Source organism: Mycobacterium sp. (assembly GCF_002863225.1).
Lineage (GTDB): Bacteria > Actinomycetota > Actinomycetes > Mycobacteriales > Mycobacteriaceae > Mycobacterium.
In genome coordinates, this window is sequence record NZ_PKEK01000026.1 from 89,591 (window position 1) to 103,516 (window position 13,926).

Below are 13,926 nucleotides of genomic sequence, written 5' to 3' on the forward strand. Positions count from 1 at the left end.
GCGGCCCGGACTCATCGCGATGCCGGGGCGGAATCGAAATTAATTCAGCACCAACATGTCTCACGTTGCCAGGAACTCACTGCGAAACAAAGTTTGGGAAACTCCTGATGGGGCATCCGCTGTGCATGATGTTGCGGCTTTATTGATGACCACTGCCCCCCAGAAGATCGTCATCACAGGAGCATCTGGCAACGTCGGGACCGGCGTGTTACGGGCGCTCACCAAAGCGCTGCCCGGAACCGGATTAGTCGGCATCTGCCGTCGACCACCTGCTGCTCGCGCGGCGCATGACCCGGTGACCTGGCACGCTGTCGACCTGTCCGCATGCAGCGCGGCCGACGACCTTGCCCCCGCGATGCAAGGCGCCGACGTCGTCATCCACCTGGCGCTGGCGCTGCGGCCACCAGACGACGAAGAATATCTTTCTCGGGTCAACGTGGCTGGAACGGATGCGGTGCTCACAGCGATGGCCACCGCCGGCGTCCGACAGCTGATCTATGCGTCCAGCCTCGGTGTATATGCCCCGGGCGCAACGGATCCGGTCACTGAAGACTGGCCTTGCACCGGTCAGCCCACCTCGTCCTACAGCCGCGACAAAGTCGCCGCCGAGAAACTGGTGGACGAATTCGCGCAATCGCATCCTGAGGTCGCGGTAGCGCGGTTCCGCCCCACACTGGTGGTGCAGCGCGAGTCGGCGTGGGAGGTTCAGACGCTGTACCTGGGCCCCTTCGTGCCGCGCGCTCTATTTGGTCTCCTGCGCCGCCGGGGCCTGCCCGTCGTGCCGTTGCCGGCCGGCATCGCCTTGCAATTCGTCCACGCCGACGACGTCGGCGAGGCGGTGGTGCGCATGGTGCAGACGCGGGCGACCGGTGCTTTCAACCTGGCCGCGGACATCTTGGATGCGCGCGCGTTGGCCGGTCTGATCGGTGGCCGCCCGATCGCGGTGAACCCGCGACTCGTCCGCGGGGTCGTCACCGCCCTGCACGCGATCCATGCCGTCGCCGTCACACCCGGCTGGTACGACGTTGCAATGAATTCCCCGACCATGGACATCTCCTGCGCGCGAGACGAATTGGGTTGGTCACCGACTCGATCTTCAACGGTGAACGCACGGGAATTGATCGACGGCTTGGCCGACGGTGCGGTTGGCTCCAGCCCCGCAATGGGAGCCATCGAGGACGACCGGTCGGGCTTTCGCCGGACGTCAGACCAGATCCACGACAGCAGCCTGCTGCTCTGGACCACTGCGGCAGTGCTGCGGGCCGCGGGGGTCGGCCGGGCGGGACTGACGGATGCCGCTTTCATTGCCGCCAACGTGGTCGGTGGCACTCCGGCCGCACTGGAGCGGTTGCTGGCACGACGACGTGACCCGGTCGCCCTTCTTGCGCCGGTCGCGGTGGTCGCCTCGATCGCGACGACGATCCGCGGCGGATGGTCGTCAGTTGCCTCCGTCGCCGTCCTCAACCTCTTCGCCGAGTCTGAACGGAGGAGGGCCAAAAGACCTACTGAGCAACACAATTCGCGTGGCTCTGGCCACGTTCAATTAGAAAGCAACTGATGATGGATACCGAACTCCGCACCGAGCAAACCACTCAGGTGGTCGTAGTGACCGGAGCCTCGAGCGGGATCGGCAAAGAGACCGCACTGCTGTTCGCCGGCCGCCACGCCCGGCTCTGCCTCGGTTCACGATCCGAATCCGCTCTCGATCTGGTGGCCGAGGAATGTCTGGCGGCGGGTGCCGCCGACGTCGTCGTCGTGTCCATCGACATTGCCGAAGTAGACCAGGTCCAGAAACTGTTCGACATGGCACTAGAGCAATTCGGTCGAATAGACGTCGTCGCTCAGTGCGCGGCTCTGACCGTCTTCGGACGCTTCGAAGATCTGCCGGTTGAGGTTTTCGACACCGTGGTGCGAACCAATCTCATTGGCGCGGTGAACGTCGCGAGGTCCGCGCTGGCGCACTTCCACGAGCGCGAGCAGGGTCACCTGGTGCTGCTCGGATCTTTACTGGGACAGGCCGCGATGCCCTACCAATCGGCTTACGTGGTCAGCAAGTTCGGAGTGCACGGCCTGGTCCGCGCGTTGCGCCAGGAGAACAGTCACCTACCGGGCATCAAGGTCCATGGGGTGTATCCCGGTCCGGTGGACACCGCGATGTCCAGCAACGCCGGCAACTACTTCGGCCATCCTGCGCACGTCCCGCCCACCGCCGTGGGACCGATCACGGTAGCCTCCGCGATCGTCCGCGCGACGACCCGCGGGCGTTCGACGGAGCGGCACGTCGGATGGCTCAACCGTCCAATGGTGGTGGCGTATCGTCTTTTTCCGTCACTCTTCGACGCTTTCGCCGGCCAGTTGACGCGCGCGGTCCAATTCAGCGGAGAAGTCACCGGCATCGCCGAGGGCAATGTCTCGATATCGGCAGCCGGCCCACCGCCACCCCAGTAGACCTGCATCACCTGCCCGGATCGGCTCGGCGGGCTACAGCCAGGTGTCCTGGGTTGTCGTCGTCAGGAAGGCTTCCAAATCGTCACGCCACTGCGCCGGCCTGGTCTTGTCCGGCTCGATGCCGGTGTAATCGCCGCGATAGAACAGTAGCGGTCGCGGCTTGATCTGCGGCGGCTCGGACAGCGAGTTCACCGCGCCGAACACCACAAAATGGTCGCCGCCGTCGTGTACCGAGGCGACTGTGCAGTCGATGTAGGCCAGCGATCCGTCGATGATCGGAGAGCCGAGTTCCGATGCATGCCAGTCGATTCCAGCGAACTTGTCCGGCTCCCTGGATCCGAAACGTGCCGAGACGTGCTGCTGGCTCTCGGTCAGCACGTTGACGCAGAATTTCCCGCTGGCCTCGATGGCCTGCCAGGACCGCGACACTTTGGTCGGACAGAACAGCACCAGCGGCGGATCCAGCGACAGCGCCGCAAAGGACTGGCAGGCAAAACCCACCGGGACGTCGTCGTGAATAGTGGTGATGATCGTTATGCCGGTGCAGAATTGACCCAGCACACTGCGGAATGCGCGGGCGTCGATCTGCCCGGACATTACTTGAAGCCGACGCTGAAGTCGTGACCCCAGAGGCTGATCGCGGTGCTTTCCCGGGCCACCCAGTCGGCGTCATCGACTTGCCTTCCCTCGCAGCCGAATTCGATGTCGAAGCCGCCTGGTGTCTTCATGTAGAAGGACAGCATCAGGTCGTTGACGTGGCGGCCCAGGGTGGCTGACATCGGCACCTTGCGACGAAGCGCACGATCCAGGCACAGCCCCACGTCATCGGCCTCACCGACCTCCATCATCAGATGCACGATGCCACTGGAGGTCTCCCCGGGCATGAATGCCAGGCTGTGGTGCCGTGGGTTGCAACCGAGGAAACGCAACCAGGCCGGTGCTCCGTCAGCAGGACGGCCCACAACCTGCGGCGGCAGACGCATCGAGTCGCGCAGCGAGAACCCGAGCACATCACGGTAGAAGTGCAGCGTCTCGACGTCGTCGCGGGTGGTCAGCACCACGTGGCCGAGTCCCTGCTCACCGGTGACGAACTTGTGGCCGTACGGGCTGACGACCCGTCGATGCTCGAGCGCGGCGCCGTGAAACACCTCCAGGCCGTTGCCAGAAGGGTCGGTGAAGGTGATCATCTCGTCGACCCGGCGATCGGCCAACTCGGCGGCGGTGGCCTCTTTGTAAGGAGTGCCCTCGACGTCGAGCCGGTTCCGGATCTCCTGCAATCCTTCGGCATTCGCGCATTCCCAGCCGGCTTCGGAGAGCCGGTCGTGTTCCCCCGGGACGATCACCAGGCGTGCCGGAAAGTCGTCCATCCGTAGATAGAGCGCCCCCTCGGTGCTGCCTTTGCCCTCGATCATGCCGAGCACTTTCAGGCCGTAGTCGCGCCACGCCTGTATGTCGGTGGCTTCGATGCGCAGGTAACCCAGCGAACGGATACTCATCACTTATCCCAGGAAATCGATGGTCAGCTTGTTGAATTCGTCGAACTTCTCCACCTGCGCCCAGTGCCCGCACTGGCCGAACACGTGGAGTTGCGCACGGGGAATGGTTTTCAGCGCCACCAGCGCACCGTCCAAGGGGTTGACCCGGTCCTCGCGGCCCCAGATCAGCAGCACCGGTTGGCGAAGTTTGTGCACCTCTCGCCACATCATGCCGAGCTCGAAATCGGCTCCGGCGAACGACATTCCCATCGCTCTGGTCGCCGTCAACGACTCCGGTGTCGCCGCCAGTTCGAAACGCTGGTCGATCAGTTCCGGGGTGATCAGCTTCTGGTTGTAGACCATCACCCGCAGGAAGGCCTCGAGGTTTTCCTTGGTCGGCTCGACCGAGAATTTACCGAGCCGCTTGACGCCCTCGGTCGGGTCGGGGGCGAACAGGTTGATACTGAGCCCGCCGGGACCCATCAGCACCAGCTTGCCGGCGTGGTCCGGGTAGTCCAGTGCAAAGCGGACCGCGGTGCCGCCGCCGAGCGAATTGCCCACCAGCGGAACACGTCCCAAGCCCAAGTGATCGAAGAGACCCTTCAGCGCGCGGGCGGCGTAGTGGTTGAACTGGCCGTGCTCGGCCCGCTTGTCGGAGTGACCGTAACCGGGCTGGTCGACCGCCAGCACGTGAAAGCGCTCCGCCAGCACGGGGATGTTGCGCGAGAAGTTCGTCCAGCTTGCCGCACCGGGTCCGCCGCCGTGTAGCAGCACGATCGTCTGCTCGTTGCCGACCCCGGCCTCGTGGTAGTGCAGCTTCAATGGTCCGTCGACATCGACGTCGACGTATCGAGAGGTGGATTCGAACGTCAGCTCTTCAGTAGCCGTCATTCAGCGCCACTCCTCCTCATCGCTGCGCTCTGCATCGTCGTTGGCGGCATACCTCAGACCATGGTGTCGCCGGGCGGCAACCCGAACTCGTGGTTACCGAAGATCTGGTAAGCACGCTCAGGGTCGTTGGCCGCATGCACCCGGCCGGCGTGGGCGTCACGCCAGAACCGTTGCACCGGAGCATCGCTGGCCAACGCGGTCGCGCCGGATGCCTCGAACAGCCGATCAACCGAGGCGATCGAACGGCCGGTGGCACGTACCTGGTCGCGACGGGCGCGGGCCCGCAGTTCGAACGGAATCTCCTTGCCCGCCGACAGCAGCGCGTACTCGTCGCTGACATTGCCGATCAGCTGTCGCCACGCGGCGTCGATGTCGCTGGCCGCCTCGGCGACGCGAACCTTGGCGAACGGGTCGTCCTTGGCCTTCTCGCCGGCGAACGCCGCACGCACCCGCTTGCCCTGGTGCTCCACGTGCGCTTCGTAGGCGCCGTAGGCCATGCCGACAATCGGCGCCGAGATGGTCGTGGGATGCATTGTGCCCCAAGGCATCTTGTACACCGCGGCGGTGTTGTTCTCGTACCCGCCGGCGGTGCCGTCGTTCATCTGCTTGTAGGACAGGAACCGATGCCGCGGCACGAAGACGTCCTTGACGACCACGGTGTTGCTGCCAGTTCCCTTCAGTCCCACCACATGCCAGACGTCGTCGATACGGTAGTCGCTGCGCGGGATCAGGAAGCTGCCGAAGTCGACCGGCCGCCCGTCTTTGATAACGGGGCCGCCGAGAAATGCCCACGTGGCGTGGTCACAACCCGACGACCACTGCCAGGCGCCGCTGACCAGATAACCGCCGTCGACAACGGTGCCGGCGCCCATCGGTGCGTAGGAAGACGAGACGCGCACGTTCGCGTCGTCACCCCACACCTCGTCCTGCGCCTGCTGATCGAACAGTGCCAAGTGCCAGTTGTGCACGCCGATGATCGAGCTGACCCAGCCCGTCGACCCACACGCGCTGGCAATCCGGCGAACCGATTCGTAGAACACCGCGGGGTCGGTTTGCAGCCCGCCCCACTGTTCGGGTTGCAGCAGCTTGAAGAAGCCGATCTCCTGGAGTTCGCTCACCGTGGCGTCCGGTAAACGGCGCAGGTCCTCAGTCTCCTGGGCGCGCTGACGCAGCTTGGGCAATAGGTCGTCGATGCCGTCTAGGACCGACTGGGCGTCACGTTGTTGAATGGACGTCACGGCTTCCTCCAAAAGGTGGCTTACGTAGACAAAGACTAGAACACGTTCCGATTTGTGTCGAGCAGCGTGTTGCTGCGGCTGGTAGCGATACCTAACCGAGTTTCTGTAACCTGTTCTAGTTATGACGGACGGAAAGGCGGGGTCGTGACGGGCACAGTTCCCGACGAACCACTTGGCAGCCACGTTCTGGAGCTGGAGATCGCCGACGTCGTCGTCGAAACAGACGACGCGCGGTCGCTGGTCTTCAGGGTTCCCGACGGTTCCCAGGTGCCGGCCGAGCGGCTGCGCTACGCCCCGGGTCAGTTCCTGACTCTGCGGATCCCCAGTGACCGCACCGGCTCGGTCGCCCGCTGCTATTCGCTGTGCAGTTCGCCGTTCTCCGACGATGCGCCGACCGTCACCGTCAAGCGCGACAAGGACGGCTACGCGTCGAACTGGCTGTGCGATAACGCCCACGCCGGGATGCGCATCCACGTGCTGGCCCCGTCGGGGACGTTCGTGCCGAAGACGCTCGATAACGACTTCGTCCTGCTGGCCGCCGGCAGTGGGATCACGCCGATCATGTCCATCTGCAAGTCCGCGCTGTCCGAGGGCGGCGGGCAGGTGACGGTGATCTACGCCAACCGCGACGAGCGGTCGGTGATCTTCGGTGAAGCGCTGCGCGAGCTGGCCGCCAAGTACCCGGACCGGCTGACGGTCGTGCACTGGCTGGAGTCGCTGCAGGGGCTGCCGTCGGCGAATGCGCTGGCACAGCTGGCCGCGCCGTTCACCGATCGGCAGGCGTTCGTCTGCGGGCCCGGGCCGTTCATGGCAGCTGTCCGCGAGGCGTTCGAGAGCTTGAAAGTGCCTGCGGCACAAGTGCATTTCGAGGTTTTCAAATCGCTGGAGAGTGACCCTTTCGCGGCCGTGACGATCGACCACGGCGACGATGACGACGACGCCGCGGGCCCGGCCAGCGCAGTGGTCGAGCTCGACGGCGAGACGCACACCGTGTCGTGGCCGCGCAAAGCCAAGCTGCTCGACGTGCTGCTCGACGCCGGCCTCGATGCGCCGTTCTCCTGCCGCGAGGGGCACTGTGGCGCCTGCGCCACCACCTTGCGCAGCGGCAAGGTGCACATGGAGGTCAACGACGTGCTCGAACAGCAGGATCTCGACGACGGATTGATCCTGGCGTGCCAGGCACACCCTGAGACCGATTCGGTCGAAGTCACTTACGACGAATAGCCAGGGCGTAGGTTCTGCTCAGGCGTAGCGAGACGGAGGACGAGACAGATGATGCGGCTGGTCACGGCACTGGCAGGCGTTGGTCTGATGTTCGCGTTGACCCCGCCCGCGATCGCCCCGGCAGCGGCCAACACCGCCACCTCGCTGATCCCGCTCAACGACGGCAGCCAGCTGGAAACCCGCGCCACACTCGATTGCCACGCCGCGAACGGCACGTGTGACTTCACCGTCGGCGCCGGCCGCAGAACAGGCGACGCCCTCGACGGCTTCCCCCACGACCTCTGGTCGCGACAGAGCACCGACATCCGCTCGATGGACCGCACGCTGTACCTCGACGTGCACGCCAACGCGCAGTACGACCGGGTGTTCAAAGAGGGCGGGAACGACAACGTCACCACGATCTACATGGGCGAGGGGCCGTTGGAGAAGTATCAGACCACCGGCCGGATCGATGCGACCGACTGGCACACCGGCCAACCGCGCACCGACAAGCCGGTCATCATGTGCACGCACATCCAGGTGGTCTACGGCGGGAACAACATCACCTCGCCGAGCACCTGCGCGCAGGCCGCCTTTTCCTGACTTCGGCCTGCTCGTACCTGCTGCCGCGAAACAGCGCACAGGGTCGTTGAATTCGCGATTTCACAACCCTGGCTTCTGTCGCGCCGCCAGACCTCAGAGCGGCCAGGCCTCAGCGAGGCAGGCCGAGTAGCCGTTCTCCGGCCAGCGTCAACAGGATCTGCTCGGTGCCGCCGGCGATCGTCAGGCAGCGGGTGTTGAGGAAGTCCTTGACGGTGTTGTCGGCGACGATGCCCGACCCCTCGCTGAGGTCCATCCGGTATTCGGCCAGCGCCTGCCGGTAGCGGACCCCGATCAGCTTTCGGACACTGGACTGCGCACCCGGGTCCTGCCCGCCGACAGCGAGCTGGGCGATACGCTGATCGAGCAGCGAGCCGACCTGCGCGGTGATGATCAGCCGTGCAAGCTGATCCTGTTGCGCGACATCGATATTCGCTTTGGCTGCTTCATCGAGCAACTGTTCCATCGGGTTGCCCAGCGCGGTGCCGGCGGCCATCGCGACGCGTTCATTGGCCAGCGTGGTGCGGGCCAGACGCCAGCCGTCGTTGACCGTCCCGACGACCATCTCGTCGGGAACGAACACGTTGTCGAGGAAGACTTCGTTGAACAACGCGTCGCCGGTGATCTCACGCAGCGGCCGGATGTCGATGCCCGGCGAGGTCATGTCGATCAGGAAGTACGTGATGCCTTTGTGTTTGGGCGCATCGGGGTCGGTGCGAGCCAGGCAGACACCCCATTGCGCCTTGTGCGCCGACGAGGTCCACACCTTCTGGCCGGTCAGCTCCCAGCCTCCGTCGACGCGAACCGCTTTGGTACGCAGCGACGCCAGGTCCGATCCGGCGCCAGGCTCGGAAAACAGCTGGCACCAGAAGATTTCGCCGCTCAGCGTCCCCGGGACGAAACGCTCCACCTGCTCGCGTGTGCCGTGTTCGAGGATGGTCGGCGCGGCCCACCAACCGATCACCAGATCGGGCCGGGTCACACCGGCCGACGCCAGTTCCTGATCGATCAGCAACTGCTCGGCCGGCCCGGCACCGCGGCCGTACGGCTTCGGCCAGTGTGGCGCCAGCAACCCCGATTCGGCCAACTGGGCCTGCCGCTCGCCGTCCGACCGAGCGGCGACTCCCGCGGCGGCGTCCGCGATCTCGGGCCGCAGGCCGGCGACCTCGCTGAGGTCGATGCCGAGGTCGCGGCGGACCCCGTCCTGGGTCAGTTCGGCCGTCCGGCGCAGCCAGTGTGCGGGACCTCCGAGGAACTGGCCGATACCGTAGGCCCGCCGCAGGTACAGATGAGCGTCGTGCTCCCAGGTGATGCCGATGCCACCGAGAACCTGGATGCAGTCCTTGGTGTTGGCCTTGGCCGCCTCGATCGCGATCCCCGCGGCGATGGCGGCCGCGATGGACAGCTGCCGTGGGTCGCCGTCCTGTGCGGCGCGAGCGGCGTCCGCGGCGGCGACCGCGACCTGCTCGGTGCGACAGAGCATCTCGGCGCACAGGTGCTTGATCGCCTGGAAGCTGCCGATCGGTTTGCCGAACTGTTCACGGACCTTGGCGTAGGCGACCGCGGTGTCCAGCGCCCAACGGGTGATCCCCGCGGCCTCGGCGGACAACACCGTCGCGGTCAGATCGGACACCCAGCCCGCCGGGGCATCGATGACGCTCGCCGGAGCCGAGGTGAGCACCACCCGGGCCAGCGGCCGGGAGAAATCGGCGGCCTGCAGCGGCTCCACGGCAACGGTGCCCGCGGCATCGACTGCGCCGGGGTCGACCAGCAGCCACGTCTCGCCGGCCGGAAACAGCAGCAGCCCGTCGACGACACCGCCGAGCACCCACGGCAGGGTTCCGGACACCTGGGACGCCGTCTCGTCGAACTCGACATCGCTCTCGAACGCCACTCCGGCGGTGCGCTCGCCTGAGGCGAGAGCCGCGCGCAGCTCAGGGTCGGACACTACGAGTGTGGCTAACGCCGTGGTGGCCACCGGGCCGGGCACCAGCGCCCCCGCGGCCTCCTCGACCATCGCTGACAGATCCTCGACGCTGCCGCCGGCCCCGCCGCAGTCCTCGGGGACCGCGACGCCGAACAAGCCCAGGTTGGCCAGGCCTTGAAAGGCGGTCCGCCAGGCGTTCGGCTCACCCTGCTCGATATCCCGAACCGCGTCCGTCGCACCGCTTCCGGCCGCCCAGTCGCGGACCAACTCCCGCGCCGCAAACTGCTCGTCGGCGATACTCGTGGCCACCTGAACTCCTCGATCGACGGGAACCGGCGCGGCGCGAGACGCAACGCGCGGCACTAGAACGTGTTCTAATAGTGCCAGTGTTCAACCGTCAAGTCGAATGCCATCGCAGCAGGACACCCGGGTGTCCAGGCCGCACGGAGGTGAGAGATTCGCGCTCGGCATGCGTATCGTTTCGGGCGAGCGCGTAAGAGAAGGAGCAGTCCGTCAGATGTCGTCACCGGCGAACAAGAACTCGGGATCATCCGCGAGTTCATCCTCCGCGCAACCTCGTGAGGTGTTGAACGTGGCGGTGCTGGCCGAGTCGGAACTCGGCTCCGAAGCGCAGCGGGAGCGCCGCAAGCGCATCCTCGACGCGACCATGGCGATCGCCTCGAAAGGCGGCTACGAGGCCGTTCAGATGCGCGCGGTGGCTGACCGCGCCGACGTCGCGGTGGGCACGCTGTACCGGTACTTCCCGTCCAAGGTGCACCTGCTGGTGTCGGCGCTGGGCCGGGAGTTCGAACGCATCGACGCCAAGACCGATCGCTCGACGTTGGTCGGCGGTACGCCGAATCAGCGACTGAACTTCATGATCAGCAAACTCAACCGCGCGATGCAGCGCAATCCGCTGCTCACCGAGGCCATGACCCGGGCCTACGTCTTCGCCGACGCGTCGGCGGCCGGCGAAGTCGACCAGGTGGAGAAGCTGATCGATTCGATGTTCGCGCGCGCGATGAGCGACGGTGAACCGACCGAGGAGCAGTACCACATCGCCCGGGTGATCTCGGATGTGTGGACGAACAACCTGCTCGCCTGGCTGACTCGGCGGGCGTCGGCGACCGACGTCGCCAAGCGGCTGGAGCTGGCGGTCCGGCTCCTGATCGGCGATGAGGTCGAGTCGGCGTCTTAGCCCGGTGGGCCGGCGGTGCGCCCGCGGATCAGCGTGGTCCGAAGCATCTCGACGGTCGGGTGGAGATCTCCGCTGAGTAAGAGCTCGCCCGCGCGTCGTCCCTTGTGCAGGCTCGGTTGCGCGACTGTGGTCAGGTCACGGCTCATCGCCTCGGGCACCCCGTCGAAGCCGGTGACCGTCATCTGGTCGGGTACGGATGTGCCGCGAGCGCGCAGATAGTCCATCGCCGAGACGGCCAGCACGTCGGCGGTACACATCAGCGCGGTGATCCGCGGGTTGGCCTGCAGAGCGATTTGAGCGGCGATGCCACCGGACGCCGGGGTGTGTTCATGGCTCTCGACGACGGTCAACGAGTCCGGGTCGAGTCCGGCGGCGGCCATCGCCTCGCGGACACCCTGGATGCGTTCGCTCTGGACGTGAAATGTGGACGCGCGCAAGCGTTTTACGTCGGCCAGACCCTGGTGGCGGTCGCGCAGCAACCGCATCGTCAGCAGCCCGATCTCCCGATGCCCCAGACCGACGACGTAGTCGGCCATCTCGCGCATCGCGGCCCGGTCGTCGATGCTCACCTGGGATGCGCCGGGCACGTCCTTGGGCTGGTCGACGACGACCAACGGCAACCGCCGCTGCAACACCACCTGCAGGTAGGGGTCGTCACCGGCCGCCGAATAGACCACGAAGCCGTCCACGCCGGCGGCAAGCACCGACGCCGTCCCGTCGGCGACACTACGGCTGGGCCCGACCGCGACCAGCAGCAGTCCCAGCCCGCGCGCTTCGCACGACTGGGCAAGTCCGGCAACGAAATCCAGCGCCGCGGGGTCACTGAACGAATAGGTGAGCGGTTCGGTGATGACCAGGCCCACCGCACCGGCCGTACGGGTTCGCAGCGATCGTGCGACCGGGTCGGGCCCGGCGTAACCCAGACGTTTCGCGGTGGCCAGCACCCGCTCACGCAGCGCGTCGGAGAGCTGATCGGGCCGGTTGTAGGCGTTCGAGATCGTGGTGCGCGACACCTTGAGTTCAGCCGCCAGCGAGGCGAGGGTCGCCCGGCGCCGATGCGGGAACATGGCAGCCCGCTGAGGAGAGGGGCCGTCGCGCTCAGCCCGGCGTCGCGGCACGGGACTCATGCAGTGTGAGGCTACCGGGAATCGCCGGTGTCAGGCGTTTTTCAAAGACTACGCCTGCGCTGTCGGCCGCAACACGACGTCAGCCGGGCCGTGGCTGCACGCGATCGCGCGCTTAAGCTGTCGACCGTGAGCAGCATCGATCTCAATGCCGACCTCGGTGAGGGCTTCGGTGTCTGGCGGCTCGGCGACGACGACGCGATGCTCGGGATCGTCAGCAGCGCCAACGTCGCGTGCGGATTTCACGCCGGTGACCCGGCCGGTCTGTTGTCGGTGTGCCGGCTGGCAGCCGAGCGCGGCGTTCGGATCGGCGCTCAGGTGAGCTACCGCGATCTCGCCGGCTTCGGCCGGCGGTTCATCGACGTCGCACCGGAGGACCTGCTCGCCGATGTCGTCTACCAGATCGGCGCGCTACGAGGGCTGGCCGAGGCCGCAAGCTCCGCAGTGTCCTACGTCAAACCCCATGGGGCGCTGTACAACACGATCGTGACCAATCGCGAACAGGCCGCGGCGGTAGCGGAAGCGGTACGGGTTGTCGACGCCGCGCTTCCGGTGTTGGGACTGGCCGGTTCGGCCTTCTTCGACGAAGCCGGGCAGCGCGGACTGCGGACCGTCGGTGAGGCCTTCGCCGACCGCGCCTATCAGCCTGACGGCCACCTCGTCCCGCGCCGTGAACCCGGCGCGGTGCTGCACGACGCCGCCGCCATCGCCGAGCGCGTGCTGACCATGGTGACCTCGGGAACCGTCACCGCCGTCGACGGCTCCACCGTCGAGCTGGACGTGGAATCGGTGTGCGTGCACGGTGATTCACCCGGTGCGGTGCAGATCGCAACCGCGGTCCGGGAGCGGCTCCACGCCGACGGCATCGAGCTGAAGGCATTCTGCTGATGCGACTGCGACCGGGACGCCCAGACCTCGCGCGGCACGCACACCGCTTCAACGTGCCGGCCGCCGCTCCCGATGCGGCCCTGACGGTGACGTGGCTGGGGGTGTCGACGCTGCTGATCGACGACGGAACCTCGGCGCTGATGACCGACGGCTTCTTCTCCCGCCCGAGCCTGGCCCGGGTCGGGCTCGGCAAGGTGGCGCCGTCGCCTGCCCGGGTCGACGGCTGTCTCGCGCGCACCGGGATCAAACGCCTCGCGGCGGTGGTCCCGGTGCACACCCACTTCGACCACGCCCTGGATTCCGCGCTCGTCGCCGACCGCACCGGCGCCCAACTGGTCGGCGGCGAGTCCGCGGCCAATGTCGGCCGCGGCTACGGTCTCGACGAGGACCGGTTGGTGATCGCCGACTCGGGTGCGCCAATTCAGCTGGGCGACTTCGACATCACGCTGTTCGAGTCCCGTCACAGTCCGCCAGATCGGTTCCCCGGCACCATCGACCGCCCCGTCGTGACACCGGTCCGGGCCGCCGCCTACAAATGCGGAGAGGCCTGGTCGACGCTGATCCACCACCGGTCGACAGATCGTCGGGTGTTGATCCAGGGCAGCGCTGGTTTCGTGAAGGGGTCGCTGCGCGGCCAGCAGGCCGACGTTGTCTATCTGGGGATCGGTCAGTTGGGTGTGCAACCGGAGTCCTACATCGTCGACTACTGGGCGGAGACGGTGGGCACGGTCGGGGCGCGACGAGTCGTGCCGGTGCACTGGGACGATTTCTTCCGACCGCTGTCAAAACCGTTGCGGGCCTTGCCCTACGCCGCCGACGACTTGGACGCTTCGTTGCGCGTACTGGACAGACTCGCCGAGCGTGACGGTGTCGCGCTGGACATGCCGACGGTATGGCGGCGCGAGGATCCATGGGCGCAGGTTTGACGATCCTC

13 protein-coding genes are annotated in these 13,926 nt (G+C 66.4%); 7 read left to right on the forward strand and 6 right to left on the reverse strand.

Going from position 1 to position 13,926, the window contains the following annotated elements; genetic code table 11:
- Positions 1-145 precede the first annotated feature (145 nt).
- Complete coding sequence (locus CYU59_RS06750) at positions 146-1,558, forward strand: NAD-dependent epimerase/dehydratase family protein (protein ID WP_292980711.1); 1,413 nt, start codon at positions 146-148, stop codon at positions 1,556-1,558.
- Positions 1,558-2,448 carry an SDR family NAD(P)-dependent oxidoreductase gene (locus CYU59_RS06755; protein WP_292980714.1) on the forward strand — a complete coding sequence of 297 codons (891 nt, stop codon included), beginning with the start codon at positions 1,558-1,560 and terminating at the stop codon, positions 2,446-2,448. Before CYU59_RS06750 ends, CYU59_RS06755 begins: the two co-directional genes overlap by 1 nt.
- 33 nt (positions 2,449-2,481) lie before the next feature.
- On the opposite strand, the gene hsaB is transcribed toward CYU59_RS06755, so the two are convergent.
- From hsaB to hsaA, 4 genes are read right to left on the reverse strand one after another with little or no spacing between them, the layout of a single operon-like run.
- The gene (gene hsaB, locus CYU59_RS06760; RefSeq protein WP_292980717.1) at positions 2,482-3,045 is read right to left on the reverse strand and encodes a 3-hydroxy-9,10-secoandrosta-1,3,5(10)-triene-9,17-dione monooxygenase reductase subunit; all 564 of its coding nucleotides are present in this window, start codon (positions 3,043-3,045) and stop codon (positions 2,482-2,484) included.
- On the reverse strand, positions 3,045-3,944 hold the full coding sequence (gene hsaC / locus CYU59_RS06765) for an iron-dependent extradiol dioxygenase HsaC (protein ID WP_292980720.1): 900 nt from the start codon (positions 3,942-3,944) through the stop codon (positions 3,045-3,047). Before hsaC ends, hsaB begins: the two co-directional genes overlap by 1 nt.
- Positions 3,945-3,947: 3 nt before the next feature.
- On the reverse strand, positions 3,948-4,814 hold the full coding sequence (gene hsaD, locus CYU59_RS06770; protein WP_292980723.1) for a 4,5:9,10-diseco-3-hydroxy-5,9,17-trioxoandrosta-1(10),2-diene-4-oate hydrolase: 867 nt from the start codon (positions 4,812-4,814) through the stop codon (positions 3,948-3,950).
- 53 nt (positions 4,815-4,867) lie between these two features.
- Entirely contained in the window at positions 4,868-6,052 is a 1,185-nt protein-coding gene (gene hsaA, locus CYU59_RS06775; protein ID WP_292980726.1) for a 3-hydroxy-9,10-secoandrosta-1,3,5(10)-triene-9,17-dione monooxygenase oxygenase subunit, read from the reverse strand.
- 144 nt (positions 6,053-6,196) lie between these two features.
- Between hsaA and CYU59_RS06780 the strand changes: the two genes are divergently transcribed.
- Both CYU59_RS06780 and CYU59_RS06785 read left to right on the forward strand, forming a co-directional pair.
- Complete coding sequence (locus CYU59_RS06780; RefSeq protein WP_292980729.1) at positions 6,197-7,276, forward strand: ferredoxin--NADP reductase; 1,080 nt, start codon at positions 6,197-6,199, stop codon at positions 7,274-7,276.
- 48 nt (positions 7,277-7,324) lie between these two features.
- On the forward strand, positions 7,325-7,858 hold the full coding sequence (locus tag CYU59_RS06785; RefSeq protein ID WP_292980732.1) for a hypothetical protein: 534 nt from the start codon (positions 7,325-7,327) through the stop codon (positions 7,856-7,858).
- Positions 7,859-7,967: 109 nt separating this feature from the next.
- On the opposite strand, the gene CYU59_RS06790 is transcribed toward CYU59_RS06785, so the two are convergent.
- Positions 7,968-10,091: an acyl-CoA dehydrogenase gene (locus CYU59_RS06790; RefSeq protein ID WP_292980735.1), complete on the reverse strand. Its 2,124-nt coding sequence runs from the start codon at positions 10,089-10,091 to the stop codon at positions 7,968-7,970.
- A gap of 283 nt (positions 10,092-10,374) precedes the next feature.
- Between CYU59_RS06790 and kstR the strand changes: the two genes are divergently transcribed.
- Positions 10,375-10,980: a cholesterol catabolism transcriptional regulator KstR gene (gene kstR / locus CYU59_RS06795; RefSeq protein WP_292980832.1), complete on the forward strand. Its 606-nt coding sequence runs from the start codon at positions 10,375-10,377 to the stop codon at positions 10,978-10,980.
- Here the strand turns inward: kstR and CYU59_RS06800 are convergent.
- Positions 10,977-12,047, reverse strand: a complete 1,071-nt coding sequence (locus tag CYU59_RS06800) for a LacI family DNA-binding transcriptional regulator (RefSeq protein WP_292980835.1) — start codon at positions 12,045-12,047, stop codon at positions 10,977-10,979. The two genes, kstR and CYU59_RS06800, sit on opposite strands and share 4 nt — an antisense overlap.
- 186 nt (positions 12,048-12,233) lie before the next feature.
- On the opposite strand from CYU59_RS06800, the gene CYU59_RS06805 reads away from it, so the two are divergent.
- Both CYU59_RS06805 and CYU59_RS06810 read left to right on the forward strand, forming a co-directional pair.
- The gene (locus CYU59_RS06805; protein ID WP_292980738.1) at positions 12,234-12,992 is read left to right on the forward strand and encodes a 5-oxoprolinase subunit PxpA; all 759 of its coding nucleotides are present in this window, start codon (positions 12,234-12,236) and stop codon (positions 12,990-12,992) included.
- Positions 12,992-13,918, forward strand: a complete 927-nt coding sequence (locus tag CYU59_RS06810) for an MBL fold metallo-hydrolase (protein ID WP_292980740.1) — start codon at positions 12,992-12,994, stop codon at positions 13,916-13,918. The genes CYU59_RS06805 and CYU59_RS06810 overlap by 1 nt, the downstream gene beginning before the upstream one ends.
- The last annotated feature ends 8 nt before the right edge of the window (positions 13,919-13,926 follow it).

What these genes read in the sequence shown, in the direction of transcription:
- CYU59_RS06750 (WP_292980711.1), top strand. Translation starts at nt 146, where the DNA reads ATGACCACTGCCCCCCAGAAGATCGTCATCACAGGAGCATCTGGCAAC.
- CYU59_RS06755 (WP_292980714.1), top strand. Translation starts at nt 1,558, where the DNA reads ATGATGGATACCGAACTCCGCACCGAGCAAACCACTCAGGTGGTCGTA.
- hsaB (WP_292980717.1), bottom strand. Translation starts at nt 3,045, where the DNA reads ATGTCCGGGCAGATCGACGCCCGCGCATTCCGCAGTGTGCTGGGTCAA.
- hsaC (WP_292980720.1), bottom strand. Translation starts at nt 3,944, where the DNA reads ATGAGTATCCGTTCGCTGGGTTACCTGCGCATCGAAGCCACCGACATA.
- hsaD (WP_292980723.1), bottom strand. Translation starts at nt 4,814, where the DNA reads ATGACGGCTACTGAAGAGCTGACGTTCGAATCCACCTCTCGATACGTC.
- CYU59_RS06785 (WP_292980732.1), top strand. Translation starts at nt 7,325, where the DNA reads ATGATGCGGCTGGTCACGGCACTGGCAGGCGTTGGTCTGATGTTCGCG.
- CYU59_RS06800 (WP_292980835.1), bottom strand. Translation starts at nt 12,047, where the DNA reads ATGTTCCCGCATCGGCGCCGGGCGACCCTCGCCTCGCTGGCGGCTGAA.
- CYU59_RS06810 (WP_292980740.1), top strand. Translation starts at nt 12,992, where the DNA reads ATGCGACTGCGACCGGGACGCCCAGACCTCGCGCGGCACGCACACCGC.